Source organism: Rahnella sp. AN3-3W3 (assembly GCF_003263545.1).
In the GTDB taxonomy this organism is placed as follows: domain Bacteria; phylum Pseudomonadota; class Gammaproteobacteria; order Enterobacterales; family Enterobacteriaceae; genus Rahnella; species Rahnella variigena.
The window spans coordinates 20,147-34,089 of the sequence record NZ_JYDG01000062.1; the positions used below are offsets into that span (position 1 = coordinate 20,147).

Here is a 13,943-nt window from a genome sequence, read left to right on the forward strand (position 1 = left end):
GAGGCACGATGAAGATTCAACGTCCGCTGTGGACACGAGGAATCCTCGTGTCTCCACAGCAGTTTCAACAACAGGCCTCTTTTGAGGCCTGGACAAACGAATGTATTGCGCAAATGGGCATACTTCACCCGTGGGGTGTGCTTCATGCGACCTTTGAACAGGATGCGCTGGCACAAGGACGTCTGAAAGCTGAGCGGCTGCATGTCCGTTTTCAGGATGGCATATTGGTCGATACCGACTGTGCAGATTTACTGCCGCCAACGCTGACCCTGTCGGCAAACTTACCGGCAGACGCCAATGAAGCAATTGTGATGCTGGCGTTGCCACAAGTTTACGCGAATGGCGGAAACTGCCTGCAGCCCGATGAATGGGCTGAACGTCCGGTACGCTATCGTCAGGCCTGGCGGGATGTCCAAAACCAGTATGGCGATGACAAAAAACAGGTCGCTGTCATGTCGCATGAATTGACGCTGCGACTGGATATTCAGGAAAACGGTGACTATCAGATCTGTCCGGTGGCACGTCTGCTGCGTGATGCCCAGGGACGGTGGATACAAGATACGAACTTTATCCCACCTTTGCTGAGTCTTCAGGCCAGCCACTGGTGTACAGAGCAGCTCGAACTGTTGATGGTGCAGCTGAGGGCGCGTTTAAAACGCCTGATGGGAATGCGCCGTGAAAGCAATGCGCGCATGGCAGACTTTGCAGTTGCCGATGTGTCCCTGTTCTGGCTACTGAATGCACTTAACGGTGCAGAGCCCGTGCTGGGCAATTACCAGCGCAACCCCCAGGTTCATCCTGAGCGCCTTTACCAGGAGCTGGCTCGTCTTGCTGGAAACTTGCTGACTTTTTCCCTGGATCATGACGTCGCCGCTATTCCGGCCTATCAGCATCGTAGCCTGACTACGGTCTTCCCGCCGCTGTTTACCTTGCTGAATATCCTGCTGGAAGCCAGCCTGCCGTCGCGCGTTGTCGCCATAGATCTGGTACATCAACCCCGCATTAACCAGTGGCGTGCAGCCCTGCACGATCCCCGCCTGCGCGAACGCGAAGAGGTCGATTTCTATCTGTCCGTGCGCTCTACCCTGTCTTCTGCCCAACTGCAAACCCAGTTCCCGCAACTGTGTAAAGTCGGTGCACCGGATGATGTCGGTAACGTCGTCAATGTGGCACTGAGCGGTATTCCGCTGCGCCCGTTGAGCCATGTTCCTGCCGCCATTCCGCTTCGTCTGGAAAATCAGTATTTCTCTTTGGATCTCACCCATCCTGCAGCGCAGCAAATGATGGAAGCGGGCACCTGTGTCTTCTATGTGCCTGGCACGCTGGGCGACATTCAGCTTGAACTGTTTGCGGTGTTACGCGCATGAGCCAATCCATGAGAATGACAACACAGGCTGTTGATATCGATGCCCTGCTCGCGGATACCTGGTTGCAGGTTATCAGCCTGCGTCAGGGAATGAACTGCCCTGAAGGGGAAGGGCAAATCCTCTGGAAGCGCTGTGTGACTGATATAGAACGCGTGCAACAGGCGCTGAAAGAGGGGGACGTCAGTGAACAAAACTGTCAGCACATCATGTATGCCCAGTGCGCCATTCTGGATGAGACCGTTAAAGGCCGCAGCATCCAGGATGATGCTTACTTTGTCTGGTGTAATTCTCCGCTACAGGCGTACTTCTTCAAATCACTTGATGCGGGTAACCAGCTGTATGAACGGATGCGTACCGTGCTGCGGGAACCCGCACCCGACATGGCAGTACTTACCTGTTTTCACCGGGTACTGATGTTGGGTTTTCTCGGCGGTTATGCCTCGCAGGCAGTGACCGAGCGCGAACAGCTGGTTGAGCAACTTACAGCGCTTGTACCTGCATTTAGCTTTGCGTCATCCCGTCCTGTTCTGGCAATGGCGTCTTCCCGTCATCGCCTCGGCATAGGGTTACGTTACTGGCCGGTACGCCTTGGACTCGCAGGACTGATTGTCGCCTTGCTGTGGTGCGGACTGTACCACTGGCTGTCCGGATTATTGACAACGTTGTTGCCGGGGTCCGTGTAATGAGTCCTATGTGGCGACGTGGTTTATGGCTATGGGCGGGTATTCTGGCTGGCATTCTTTGTCTGACTCTCCTGCCTTTTTCAACCGTGATGCGCTGGCCAACCTTCGGACTGGTGGTGACCATCTGCCTTGTTGGGATATGGCGTGCGGGTCAAAAGCAAAATTCAGAGTTTGCAGAAAAGCACTTCGACGGGCTTCCGCCGGAGAAATACCGCCTGCCAGTCGTATTGGTCTGCGGCGACGATCTGGCATCGCTGTTTGGCACAGATCACGTACATCTGACTGCTCAGGGTTGCTGGCTACGGGTCGACGAAAGCAATTCTCTGCGGCAATTTGCCCGACAGTTGCTGTGGCAGCGCCCCGAGTGGGCGAAACAGCTGGCCGTCATGGTGACAGTAAATCCTCAGCAGCACAGCGACGAACGCGAACTCACCACCTGCCTGTATGAGCTGCGCTGGCAGCTTGCGCAGTTACGCCAGGATATTCGCCGCCCACTTCCTCTGCTTCTGAGTAGCACGATTGCCACCGCCGCTACAGACGCGCCTGTCTGGTTATCGCAACAAAACGATCGGTCGGTAACGCTATGGCCGACAGTAACCACGCCGGAAACGCTGGCAAACTGGCAGCGTGAGGATGGCACTGCCCTGCAGGCTGAACGGGTGAAACAGACCGTCATCTTCGGCCAGCAAAATAACTGGCTGAATGCGTACGTGCTGCCTGCATTGCAGGCGCGTAACGATGATGTCGCCTGTGTTTCTCCGCAACAGGTTGTCCTGCATCAGGTCGGCGGACTGAGGGGTATTGTGTCCGCCTCGCTCTGGCAACAATGGCTTAGCGTACACACATCTCTGAAACAAGTCGCCGGATGGCATCCCGAAGAGAGCGTTGATAACAGTCTGCAAACCTTCCCTGACTTTATCTTTACTGTCTTGCCTTCCGGCAGCGGCGTGTCATCTCGTCGTCGTACTTTACGCCATGGTGTCACCCTGCTGACCGTCACGCTGGTTGCCGCGCTGTGCAGCAGTGCCTGGCATAACCGCCAGCTTCTGCATCGTGTGGCTTTCGATATCCGCCATTACGACAGTATCGGGATGAAAGATTACGCACTAAAGGCAAAAGCGGTGGAGATATTACGACGCGATGCCGCACAGCTTGATGACTGGTTCCGTAATGGTGAGCCGGTGCGTCTTAGTCTGGGTCTTTATCAGGGGGAACGCCTGCGTCTGCCTCTGATGGCAGCAATCAAAAGCTATGTCCCGCCCCCAGCGCCACCTCAACCCGTCGAAAAAGTATTGCCTAAAACCGTGCGTCTCGACGCCTTGTCACTATTTGACACGGGCCAGTACGAGCTTAAACCGGGCTCACTCAAAATGCTGGTGAATGCGCTGGTCGATATCAAGGCCAAACCAGGCTGGCTGATTGTGGTGGCCGGACACACGGACATTACCGGTGACGCGAAAGCCAACCAGACATTGTCGCTCAAACGTGCCGAGTCATTACGTGACTGGATGCTCTCAACCAGCGATGTCTCCCCGACCTGCTTTGCCGTTCAGGGTTATGGCGCAACACGCCCTATTGCTTCAAATGATACCCCGGAAGGCCGTGCGGCTAACCGTCGTGTCGAAATCAGTCTGGTGCCACAGGCAGACGCCTGCAAGGCAACAGCAACCCCAAGTTCATCAAATGATTGATGAATGTTTACCTTAGAAATGGAGAACTACCCATGGCAATTCCTGTTTATCTGTGGCTGAAAGACGACGGCGGTGCGGACATTAAAGGCTCCGTAGACGTTAAAGATCGCGAAGGCAGCATCGAAGTGGTGGCACAGGATCACAACCTGTATATCCCGACCGATAACAACACCGGCAAACTGACGGGTACTCGTATTCACACCCCGTTCCTGTTTACCAAAGAAATCGATTCTTCCAGCCCGTACCTGTACAAAGCGGTGACTACCGGCCAGACCCTGAAATCCGCAGAGTTCAAATGGTATCGCATCAATGACGCTGGCCAGGAAGTGGAGTATTTCAACACCAAACTGGAAAACGTCAAACTGGTGAAAGTCGCGCCAAAAATGAACGACATCAAAGACCCGGCGTTTGAAAAACATAACCACCTCGAAATGATCGAGCTGCGTTACGAAAAAATCACCTGGACCTACAAAGACGGCAACATCATTCATTCCGATTCCTGGAACGAACGTACTACCGCGTAACACCCCACAGCAGACGGTTCGCCGTCTGCTGTTTTTGTTTCCTGAGCCGCTGCGTGGCGGTTGAGCAAACAAAAACACCACCGGACATCGACCTTATGGGCCTGGGTTTCCTGCAAAGGAAAAGGCTAAGGGCGGTAGCGTACCTAAAAAAGGGAATTCAGCATGGAACAACAGTCAGCCGTATTACTTCGCCGCTTAAATCCGTACTGCGCGAAAGCGCTGGAAGCCGCCGCGACGCTCTGCCAGACCCGCGCCCACAATGAAATTACCGTCGAGCACTGGCTGCTCAAACTGCTGGAACTGGGCGAAGGCGACATCACCGTGCTGGCCCGCCGCTATGAATGGGATATGGATGCCTTGTGGCAAAGTCTGCTGGCACATCTCGACGCTCTGCCACGTTCCGTGCATTCGCGTCCGCAGCTTTCTCAGGATTTACAATCGCTGATGAAAGCGGGTTGGCTGGCGGCATCACTGCAGGATGACAACCAGAGCATCCGCAGTGTCAATCTGCTGGAAGCGCTGATGGCGCAACCGCGCCTGCTGCGCTGCGAAGGTTTATGGCCGCTGTTCAGCCTGAGCGAAGAACATATCCGTCGCCTCAAGCCAGTGCTGGATGCCTTGTCCGAAGAGCGCCCGGAGTTGCAACAACAGGAAAGCCTTAGCCGCACGCCTTTCGCGCTTTCTGAAAGCTCAGCGACACAAAAAGCAGAGTCTGGTGTTACCGGCCAGTCGTTAAGCGAAGCGCTGCAGGCCGCGCTCGATAAATTCACGCTGGACGTCACCGCTAAAGCCAAAGCTGGGCAGATTGATCCGGTGTTTGGTCGCGATAACGAGATCCGTCAGATGGTGGATATTCTCTCCCGTCGTCGCAAAAACAACCCGATTCTGGTCGGTGAACCGGGCGTCGGTAAAACCGCGCTGGTGGAAGGTTTGGCGTTACGTATTGTGGAAGGCAACGTGCCCGACAGCCTGAAAACCGTCAGCCTGCGCACGCTGGATTTAGGTCTTCTACAAGCCGGTGCCGGAGTAAAAGGCGAGTTCGAGCAACGCCTGAAAAACGTCATCGACGCCGTGCAAAAATCACCCACACCGGTTCTGCTGTTTATCGATGAAGCGCACACTATTATTGGCGCAGGCAATCAGGCCGGTGGCGCCGACGCAGCCAACCTGCTCAAACCCGCGCTCGCCCGTGGTGAATTGCGCACCATCGCCGCCACTACATGGAGCGAGTACAAACAGTATTTTGAGCGCGATGCCGCCCTTGAGCGCCGCTTCCAGATTGTAAAAGTCGATGAGCCGGACGACGAGATGGCCTGCCTGATGCTGCGCGGCCTGAAATCCCGCTACGCGCAGCACCACGGCGTTCACATCACCGACGAAGCCGTCAAAGCCGCCGTCAGCCTTTCCCGCCGCTACATCACCGGCCGCCAGCTGCCGGACAAAGCCGTTGATCTGCTCGATACCGCGTCCGCCCGTGTACGCATGAGCCTCGATACCCTGCCGGAAGAACTGACCTGCCTTAAGGCGCAGATAGCCGCACTGGGAATGGAGGAGCAGGCATTGCTGGAAGATATCGCGCTCGGCAGTCAGACCCACGGTGAACGTCTGGAAAAAATCGGTGAGCTGGACCGCGAACTCAATGCGCAGCTTTACGCTCTCGAAGCGCAGTACGAATCCGAAAAAGCCCTGACGCATAAGCTGCTGGAAATCCGTCAGGACATCAGCCGTCAGGAAGATATTCACGCGCTGCAACAAGAACTGGCTCAGTTGCAGGGCAGCGCCCCGCTGCTGTCTCTTGACGTGGACATCCGCACCGTTGCGACAGTCATTGCCGACTGGACCGGCGTGCCGCTGACCAGCCTGCTGAAGGACGAACAGACTGACCTGTTGCAGCTGGAAAACCATCTGGGCAAACGCGTTGTCGGACAGGATCATGCGCTGACCGACATGGCGCAACGCCTGCGTGCCGCCAAAACCGGCCTGACGTCTGAGAATGGCCCGCTGGGCGTCTTCCTGCTGGTCGGCCCGAGCGGCGTAGGCAAAACCGAGACTGCCCTTTCCCTTGCCGACTGCCTGTTCGGCGGCGAGAAATCCCTCATTACCATCAACCTCAGCGAGTATCAGGAAGCGCATACCGTCTCTCAACTGAAAGGTTCACCTCCGGGCTACGTCGGTTACGGTCAGGGCGGTATTCTGACTGAAGCCGTGCGTAAACGTCCGTACAGCGTCGTCCTGCTTGATGAAGTGGAAAAAGCCCACCGGGATGTCATCAACCTGTTCTATCAGGTGTTCGACCGCGGCTTTATGCGCGACGGTGAAGGCCGCGAAATCGACTTCCGTAATACCGTGATCCTGATGACCGCTAACCTCGGCAGTGACCATTTGATGCAACTGCTGGATGAACAGCCGGAAGCCACTGACGGCGATTTACAGGAACTGCTGCGCCCGATCCTGCGCGACCATTTCCAGCCCGCCCTGCTCGCCCGCTTCCAGACACTGATTTATCGTCCGCTGAACTCCGTTGCCCTGCGCACTATCGTTGAGATGAAACTGGCACAAGTCGCGAAACGTCTGAACAAGCACTACGGCCTGACCTGCTCCATAGAAGAAAGTCTGTACGACACGCTGGTCGCCGCCTGCCTGCTGCCAGATACCGGTGCGCGCAACATCGACAGCCTGCTCAATCAGCAAATCCTGCCGGTACTGAGCCAGCAACTGTTGCAACGCATGGCCGGGCAACAACGCACCACGGCGCTGGCACTGGGCTGGGATGAGGAAGAAGGGATCACCCTGGAATTTGACGGAGTAGAGAAATGAGTACAACCGGACTGCCTTTTTTCGACCACAGTCATCATAAATTAGCCATCCGCGGCAGCAGCGCGCAACCCGATGTTCTGAGTTTCACCAGCCTGGAAACGCTCAGTAAGCCTTTCCATTACGACATCGAATTTACCAGTGCTGACCGGGCTATTGATCCGAAATCGATGCTGATGAAGGACGCCTCACTGACCCTGCAGGCACCCGTGGCCGACGCCTTTGGTGTCTCAGTCCAACAGCCACAGCGCGTAATACAGGGCCTAATCACCGCCTTTAAACGTCTTTCCACGTCGAAAGATGAAAGTCATTACGAGGTCCGTCTGCAGCCGCGTCTGGCTTTGCTCGCCCGCAGCCATCAGAACTGTATTTATCAGGACATGTCGGTTCCGCAGATTGTCGAAAAAATCCTGCGTGACCGTCACGACATGCGCGGACAGGACTTTATCTTCACACTGAGTAAAGAGTACCCGCGTCGCGAACAAACCTTGCAGTACGGCGAGGACGACCTGACCTTTATCTCCCGACTTCTGGCCGAAGTCGGGATCTGGTTCCGCTTTACCGCCGACCCTAAACTCAGCATTGACGTGGTCGAATTCTATGACGACCAGCAGCATTATCAACAGGCGCTGACGCTGCAGGCCGTACCCCCATCCGGCATGCACGACGTCGGCGTCGAATCGGCATGGGATTTGTCCAGCCATTATCAGGTGGTGGAAAAAACCGTCTCCACCCGGGATTACAACTACCGCACCGCGACCACGGATTTATCCGGCAGCGCCGATGTTACCCGCGGGGATACCACCACCTATGGCGAAGCCTATCATTACGCCGATAACTACCTGACCGCCGGTGGCGGTGGTCGCGATCCGGAACCGGAAAGTGGCGCGTTCTATGCCCGCCTGCGTCACGAACGTTACCTGAACAATCAGGCGCGCTTTTCCGGCATCGTGAATGCCGCAACCCTGGTGCCGGGTCAGGAGCTCAAAGTCACCGGCAGCGATGCGCCGGCACAGTTTGCGCAGGGCGTGGTGATCGTGTCTATCCAAAGCTCGGCGCGTCGCGACAAAAGCTTTGAAACAAAATTTGAGGCCATTACCTGGTCTGAAGATTACTGCTTCCGCCCGGAGCCGGAGCCTAAACCGGTGATGGCCGGTACTCTGCCCGCCCGCGTCACCAGCACCACCGTCAACGACACCTACGGTCATATCGATAAAGACGGGCGGTATCGCGTCAATATGCTGTTCGACCGAGATGCATGGGAACAAGGCTACGAAAGTCTGTGGGTCCGTCAGGCGCGCCCTTACGCCGGCGACACCTACGGCATGCATATGCCGCTGCTGGCCGGCACCGAAGTAGCGATTGCCTTTGAAGACGGCAACCCGGACCGCCCTTATATCGCCCACGTTCTACATGACTCTGCGCACGGCGATCACGTCACCATCCAGAACTACAAACGCAACGTACTGCGCACGCCGTCGAACAACAAACTGCGCCTCGACGACGAGCGCGGCAAAGAGCACATCAAGCTCAGCACCGAATACGGTGGCAAAAGCCAGCTCAACCTCGGCCATCTGGTGGACAGCGGCAAACAGCAACGCGGTGAAGGGTTCGAGCTGCGCACCGACAGCTTCGGTGCCATCCGCGCGCAGCAAGGGATTTTCATCACTGCCGATGGCCAGGGTCTGGCACAAGGAAAAGTGCTGGAGATGACGGCAGCAATCGAATCGCTACAACAGGCACAAGGGCTGGCAAAGGCGCTCAGTGATGCTGTGAAAACTGCACAGGCGGAACTGGCACAAGTAGCTGAACAAAAATCTCTGCTTGAGTCTTCGATGAAAGATTTACAGCAATCCGTTCTGCTCATGAGCGCACCCGCGGGGATTGCCCAGGTATCACCTCAAAGTATTCAGATCAGTACGGGTAACAATTTCATTCAGACATCGGCTGAAAACAGTGATTTCACAGTATTTAAAAAATTCACCGTCGCTGCGGGTGAAATTATCAGCCTTTTTGCTAAGACGCTTGGCATAAAAATGTACGCTAACAAAGGCAAGGTGGATATTCAGGCTCAGGGTGATGCAATGGCATTGACCTCCCTTAAAGATATGAAAATCATCAGTAAAGATGATGAGGTTTATATCCAGGCCAGCAAGAAAATCACACTGGCCTGCGGGAAAAGCGCGATAGTGATTGAAAGCTCGGGTGTCACGATCATGACCCCCGGAGAGGTGAATGTTAAAGGGATCTTTAACCAGATCTTGCCACAGAGTTTTAGCCCGGCACCGCCTACATTACCACCTGAAGCAAAATGCCTGGAGTGTGAGAAATAATGGAAAACGCGATGGAATTTGATCAAAAGATAACGATACAGGACCGGCTGAATCAGCATCCGAATTCATACCGGTATCTGCTGCTAGATCCGTTAAAAAGTGTTTCGATTATTAATCCACTCCATCTGCAACAGTTACAAGACGCCCCCGAAGTTAGGGCGATATACACGGTGCTGAGAGGTGATTTACCCCATTCACCTCAGCACTGTCCTCGGCTCGTTTTACTGGCTTATCCAGGCGAGCACTGCGAGTTTTCATGGCTGGCGAGTTCAGAGGATTACGCCCGAAGTGAAATGTTGCAGGAAAAAAGATACTTGTGCGGCTGGCTGTGCAGTACTACTGCACCAGAACAACTGGCATCCGAACTGGCAGAACGTTTCAATAACCTGATTGAGAACACGGTCACACCGTTTTTTGAGCCCCTGCGCTTTGAATTATTACAAGCTATGGAGCCGGACGGCCTAGCCACATGCCTCTGGCCGGTGAACCATTGGTGGTATATGACGAGCACCGGTGATATTTGCGTTCAGACGGGGAAAGTGGCAGAAGAGAAATGGGTGCCAACATCGGACACTGCACTGACTCAGCAAGAAATCCCCGGGATCTTCTCACTTTTGCAGGCATGGCAACTTGTTCGCCCCGTCCTACCGATGGATGCAGCGATAAATGCGGCCAATACCTGGCTGAACATTGAGGAAACGGGTCATTTTGAGAAAGAAAATCGTAATTTCCTCTCTCTCTGCCACCTGACGCTGGCGGTCGATATTGAACAGCACCCTGCTGTCAGAGCTTTGCTCGAGCAGGTTATCGCAAATCCTTCTCTGCGCCTCAGCAGACTTGTATCAGCGTTACCGGATGCCGTTTGGGATGAACTGGAAAAATCCGATAAGACATCAGCAGCCTAACGAAAAGGGAATTCGTCGCTATGGGGCTTAAAGATCAAGTTAATCAAAATGCGGATGCCAGCCATCAGGCAACCACCACGCCTTCAGGTTGTAAAGCATGTAAGCGGAAGGGCATTCCGATATTTCCTCTCCGTGTGGCCGCAGTACCAAAATCATTGATGAACCGGGATTGGTTACCTGCTGCGGTGCCGAAACAGGATGCAGAACTCACTGGCGGTGAATTCAAATATGCCCTGCGCACTTTGCGCATGGGATACCTGTATGTATTGCTGGATCAAAAAATCTGGCAGGTGTATCAGGTGACAGCTAATGGTTGTATGCGACAATTAAATTCATTAGCGATGCCGGAAAGTGACACTATTGAGCCACTTGCCGAGAGTTGCCGCACCGCTAACCACGACATTCCCACCAGCTTTATCAACATTGATAAAGACTGCAAAGAGGCATGGCTGGCCTTCAGCAGAGATCCGTGGAGTCCGGAGGTGATGGCCGGATACCTGGAAAAAAAACGCCCGTCGACCCGTTTTACTAAAATAACCCTGAACGGTACCCAGGTGTCCGCCGGGGATAAAGTGTGTATGCCACTTGACCCTTCTCTCGCGACGCTAAAAGCTAACGTGACAGAATTTTCCGCGGACGTATTTGCCAATGTCACACAGGTAACAGAGGACAAAACGGGTGGTGCTCACGGTTTTTACCCACGAAGAGAAACCGTCAAGCAGAATGCTATGGAAAGCTGGATTTCCCACCTGGAAAAAGAATATTCCTGCACAGTGATGGCTGTTGTTGTAAATGACCCCGTCGGGATAGTTCAGGAACTGAATATTGCCCGCATGCAGTTGACAGAAGCTTGCCAGGCATATATTCAGAAACCGGGCGTCCTTCACAAGCATATGATTTCTATAGCGATCACGCAGTATCTTGACAACATTAAAGCAGGCATTACTCAGACAAGTTCACCCCGCTATAAAATGACCGGCCCGGCTATCGGAGGTTTCGAGCCAGAGTACATCCCCAAAGAGAAAGTCGCCGAAGAGACCTTCGCAGTAAAATATGCCCGTTTACTGAAAAGTTATGATGAAACGGCACGCGCCGCTTCCGAAAAGGAATTTATCCAATACTTCACAGTACCTGAACAACAACTCAAAGCTATTGATAAGGATTTGGCAGCCTGGTATCAGGTCCGGCTCTGGGAAGATATCATTAATCATGATTACGCCCCGGAAACCAATGCTGCGGGTTGGGCTGCACAGATGAAGACCGTTGCCGCCTGTGTCCAGGGCGGAGCCATGGGGGAAGAAACCCAAAAGGTTTGGCAACAATGGCTGCAGAAGGCAGATTCACCAGCCTATCTGGGCTTTACGGGAATGAAAACCTCCCTGCTGGAGACAGTATTCAGCGGCGGAAATGTTTACAGCGACATTAAAACCGGCCTGACGTCCGATGAATTCGGCAATTACCTGAAAAGTTTAGCTATTCAGCAGGGTTGGGCGAGTCGGATTCTGGCTGTCAGTGGCTCGGTGAGTCTGCTGGGTAAGACAGTTGATCCGGCTATGCACAAAGGCTATCAGGCAATGTTACAGTCCGCCATGCTGACGGCGGGAGAATCAACGGTGGTGCTCGAATATGAAACAACCTTCCGAAAGCTGAAGCGAAATCTTAAAAACAACGCCGCGCTTCGTCAGTCTCTGTCAGTGAACAATGAAAGCTTTAAAGACTCCGGCCGAAAAGGCGGCAGCGCAGCTGTCGTCGATGAGATCATGGGTATGCGCGGCAGAGAGCTGGATACGCCAGTCAAAGTCCAGTACAGCGCACTCGGCACGCTTGAACAGTTAAAAAGTGAATTGCCACATCTCAACGTCACTGAAAAACCGTTCAACAACCCGGCCATGATGAAAGACTTCAATGAATTGTTTATCTCCGACGTCTCTTTGCAGGGTAAGGGGCTAAAAGCTCCCATCGTGAAAGCAAGTTATGCGCAGATGGCGAAATGGAACGAACGCGGACGCCGGTATATCAGTGGCGACTCTGCAGGCCTGATCCTGGGCGCCGGGTTATTAGGCTTACAACTGGCAGACTGGAAATCTAAAGCCGATGCTTTGAAAAATTCCGTTGGTACCGATGTGGATGCCCTTGCGGACTATGCCATTAACCGCCTTCTGGTGCTGGAAGGCATGGCTGAAGTTGCCGGATTCGCCTCCAAACTGGCGGTGAAACTAAACTGGGTTGTGCTGAGCGAAGCGCAGCAGGTGCCTAAGTTGGTAAGGTATGGGGCAGTACTGGGAGGGGTTGCTTCCTTTATAGATGGTATCAGAATGTGGAGACATGGTGCAGAAGCATATGATGAAGGCGATAAACTTGCTGGGAGATTTTATCGAGCATCGGCAGTAACCCTGATGGCTAGCGGAGCAGTTGGTGGCTGGTACGGATTAAAAGGTATTTTTGCACTAACAAGCGAATTAGGTGTTTTGAGGATTGGACCTGCTGGGTGGGCAGCAATTCTTATTCTAATGGGAATAATGTTGGCTTATGAAGCTTCAGGCCTCAGAAGTGCGGCATTTGAAATCTGGCTGCGTCGTACCTGTTTTGGTATCCCAGGCAACTATATCAACAACTATCCGATCTGGCATGCAGGAAGTCTTGAGGACCTGGCTGAAGCGCTGGTGGAATACCGGGCTATTGTCAGTGGTATGGTGGCAGATGTGGCCTTTGCCTCTGAACTTGATATTCTGACCGGCACAGCAACCGTACAGTCGGTAAAATACCGTCGGGTAGATTTCCGGGTAAGCTTGCCAGGGTGGGCAGAGGCAAAAGGAGCCTGGTTGGCCACCTTGACCCGTGACAATGACAGCGTTGTACTGTTTTCACAATCTCATAATATCCCGGGCTTTGAAGACCATTACCAGCTCGCCGGACCCGACGGCTATGGCAAATATCAGTGGCGCTTAGACGACGAAAGCGATGAAAACGGGAAGCCCACCGGTGTGACCAGCCTAAACGTGATGGTGAGTGTCTGGGTAGAACAAAACCGTACTCCCGACGTCACGCTGGTAACAGAATACTGGCCGGATAGAACTGAACAGGATTACAAGCTGGGCATGACGCTCAGCGCACAACAGGGATGATCAACCATGGGTAAGCTTAAACGCCGCAGCAAAAAAATCGCCGAACGGGAAGCCGCCAGAGGCATTAACCCACGGTTAATTCCCCCGGTAAAAAATTGGGATGAAGATTTGCCTGATTTAGCTGAAGATCAGCATTATCCTCCGCAACTAATACGGGTAAATACCATCAATGATACTTGGATGGAAATCCCTCGTTATGTTAACTACGCTTGGGGGGGGATGGTGGTTTATGATCTCCTGGGGAATATTTTTTTGTTTTTTGTTACTTTTTTCTAATGTGTTTACTGATATGTTTTCCGATGTGCTGGTGTTTATTTTTTATGTTGTACTACTACTTCCACCTATTTCACTAATTACCTGGGGTTTTAAATCAGTCTTATTCGAACCCCGTGGTGCCCCGATACGGTTTAACCGTAAGCGTCAGAAAGTGTATGTTTACGAATATCAGCGCAGTATATGGCCATGGAAACGCTGGCACCCCGTTATTAAGGTTTTTGACTG

Annotated in this window: 10 protein-coding genes; all 10 read left to right on the top strand. The window is 53.5% G+C overall.

What is annotated here, in order from left to right; all coding sequences use genetic code 11:
* Positions 1 to 8 precede the first annotated feature (8 nt).
* Positions 9 to 1,367 (top strand): type VI secretion system baseplate subunit TssK, encoded by a 1,359-nt coding sequence (gene tssK, locus UC15_RS16935; RefSeq protein WP_112289524.1) that lies wholly within the window; start codon positions 9 to 11, stop codon positions 1,365 to 1,367.
* Entirely contained in the window at positions 1,364 to 2,050 is a 687-nt protein-coding gene (gene tssL, locus UC15_RS16940) for a type VI secretion system protein TssL, short form (protein WP_112289526.1), read from the top strand. Before tssK ends, tssL begins: the two co-directional genes overlap by 4 nt.
* On the top strand, positions 2,050 to 3,741 hold the full coding sequence (locus UC15_RS16945; protein WP_112289527.1) for an OmpA family protein: 1,692 nt from the start codon (positions 2,050 to 2,052) through the stop codon (positions 3,739 to 3,741). Before tssL ends, UC15_RS16945 begins: the two co-directional genes overlap by 1 nt.
* Positions 3,742 to 3,773: 32 nt before the next feature.
* On the top strand, positions 3,774 to 4,265 hold the full coding sequence (locus UC15_RS16950) for an Hcp family type VI secretion system effector (RefSeq protein WP_112289529.1): 492 nt from the start codon (positions 3,774 to 3,776) through the stop codon (positions 4,263 to 4,265).
* Positions 4,266 to 4,427: 162 nt separating this feature from the next.
* Positions 4,428 to 7,082 (top strand): type VI secretion system ATPase TssH, encoded by a 2,655-nt coding sequence (gene tssH, locus UC15_RS16955; protein WP_112289530.1) that lies wholly within the window; start codon positions 4,428 to 4,430, stop codon positions 7,080 to 7,082.
* The gene (vgrG, locus tag UC15_RS16960; RefSeq protein WP_112289532.1) at positions 7,079 to 9,412 is read left to right on the top strand and encodes a type VI secretion system Vgr family protein; all 2,334 of its coding nucleotides are present in this window, start codon (positions 7,079 to 7,081) and stop codon (positions 9,410 to 9,412) included. The genes tssH and vgrG overlap by 4 nt, the downstream gene beginning before the upstream one ends.
* Positions 9,412 to 10,317 carry a hypothetical protein gene (locus UC15_RS16965; protein ID WP_112289533.1) on the top strand — a complete coding sequence of 302 codons (906 nt, stop codon included), beginning with the start codon at positions 9,412 to 9,414 and terminating at the stop codon, positions 10,315 to 10,317. Before vgrG ends, UC15_RS16965 begins: the two co-directional genes overlap by 1 nt.
* Positions 10,318 to 10,337: 20 nt before the next feature.
* Positions 10,338 to 13,442, top strand: a complete 3,105-nt coding sequence (locus UC15_RS16970) for a T6SS effector BTH_I2691 family protein (RefSeq protein ID WP_112289535.1) — start codon at positions 10,338 to 10,340, stop codon at positions 13,440 to 13,442.
* 6 nt (positions 13,443 to 13,448) lie between these two features.
* The gene (locus tag UC15_RS16975) at positions 13,449 to 13,718 is read left to right on the top strand and encodes a hypothetical protein (RefSeq protein ID WP_112289536.1); all 270 of its coding nucleotides are present in this window, start codon (positions 13,449 to 13,451) and stop codon (positions 13,716 to 13,718) included.
* A gap of 13 nt (positions 13,719 to 13,731) precedes the next feature.
* The coding region (locus tag UC15_RS26260; protein WP_369964457.1) for a DUF6708 domain-containing protein at positions 13,732 to 13,943 on the top strand (212 nt) is incomplete at its 3' end.

Excerpts from the sequence above, each read along its gene's own strand:
- tssK (WP_112289524.1), top strand. The coding sequence starts at position 9 with ATGAAGATTCAACGTCCGCTGTGGACACGAGGAATCCTCGTGTCTCCA.
- tssL (WP_112289526.1), top strand. The coding sequence starts at position 1,364 with ATGAGCCAATCCATGAGAATGACAACACAGGCTGTTGATATCGATGCC.
- UC15_RS16945 (WP_112289527.1), top strand. The coding sequence starts at position 2,050 with ATGAGTCCTATGTGGCGACGTGGTTTATGGCTATGGGCGGGTATTCTG.
- UC15_RS16950 (WP_112289529.1), top strand. The coding sequence starts at position 3,774 with ATGGCAATTCCTGTTTATCTGTGGCTGAAAGACGACGGCGGTGCGGAC.
- tssH (WP_112289530.1), top strand. The coding sequence starts at position 4,428 with ATGGAACAACAGTCAGCCGTATTACTTCGCCGCTTAAATCCGTACTGC.
- vgrG (WP_112289532.1), top strand. The coding sequence starts at position 7,079 with ATGAGTACAACCGGACTGCCTTTTTTCGACCACAGTCATCATAAATTA.
- UC15_RS16965 (WP_112289533.1), top strand. The coding sequence starts at position 9,412 with ATGGAAAACGCGATGGAATTTGATCAAAAGATAACGATACAGGACCGG.
- UC15_RS16970 (WP_112289535.1), top strand. The coding sequence starts at position 10,338 with ATGGGGCTTAAAGATCAAGTTAATCAAAATGCGGATGCCAGCCATCAG.
- UC15_RS16975 (WP_112289536.1), top strand. The coding sequence starts at position 13,449 with ATGGGTAAGCTTAAACGCCGCAGCAAAAAAATCGCCGAACGGGAAGCC.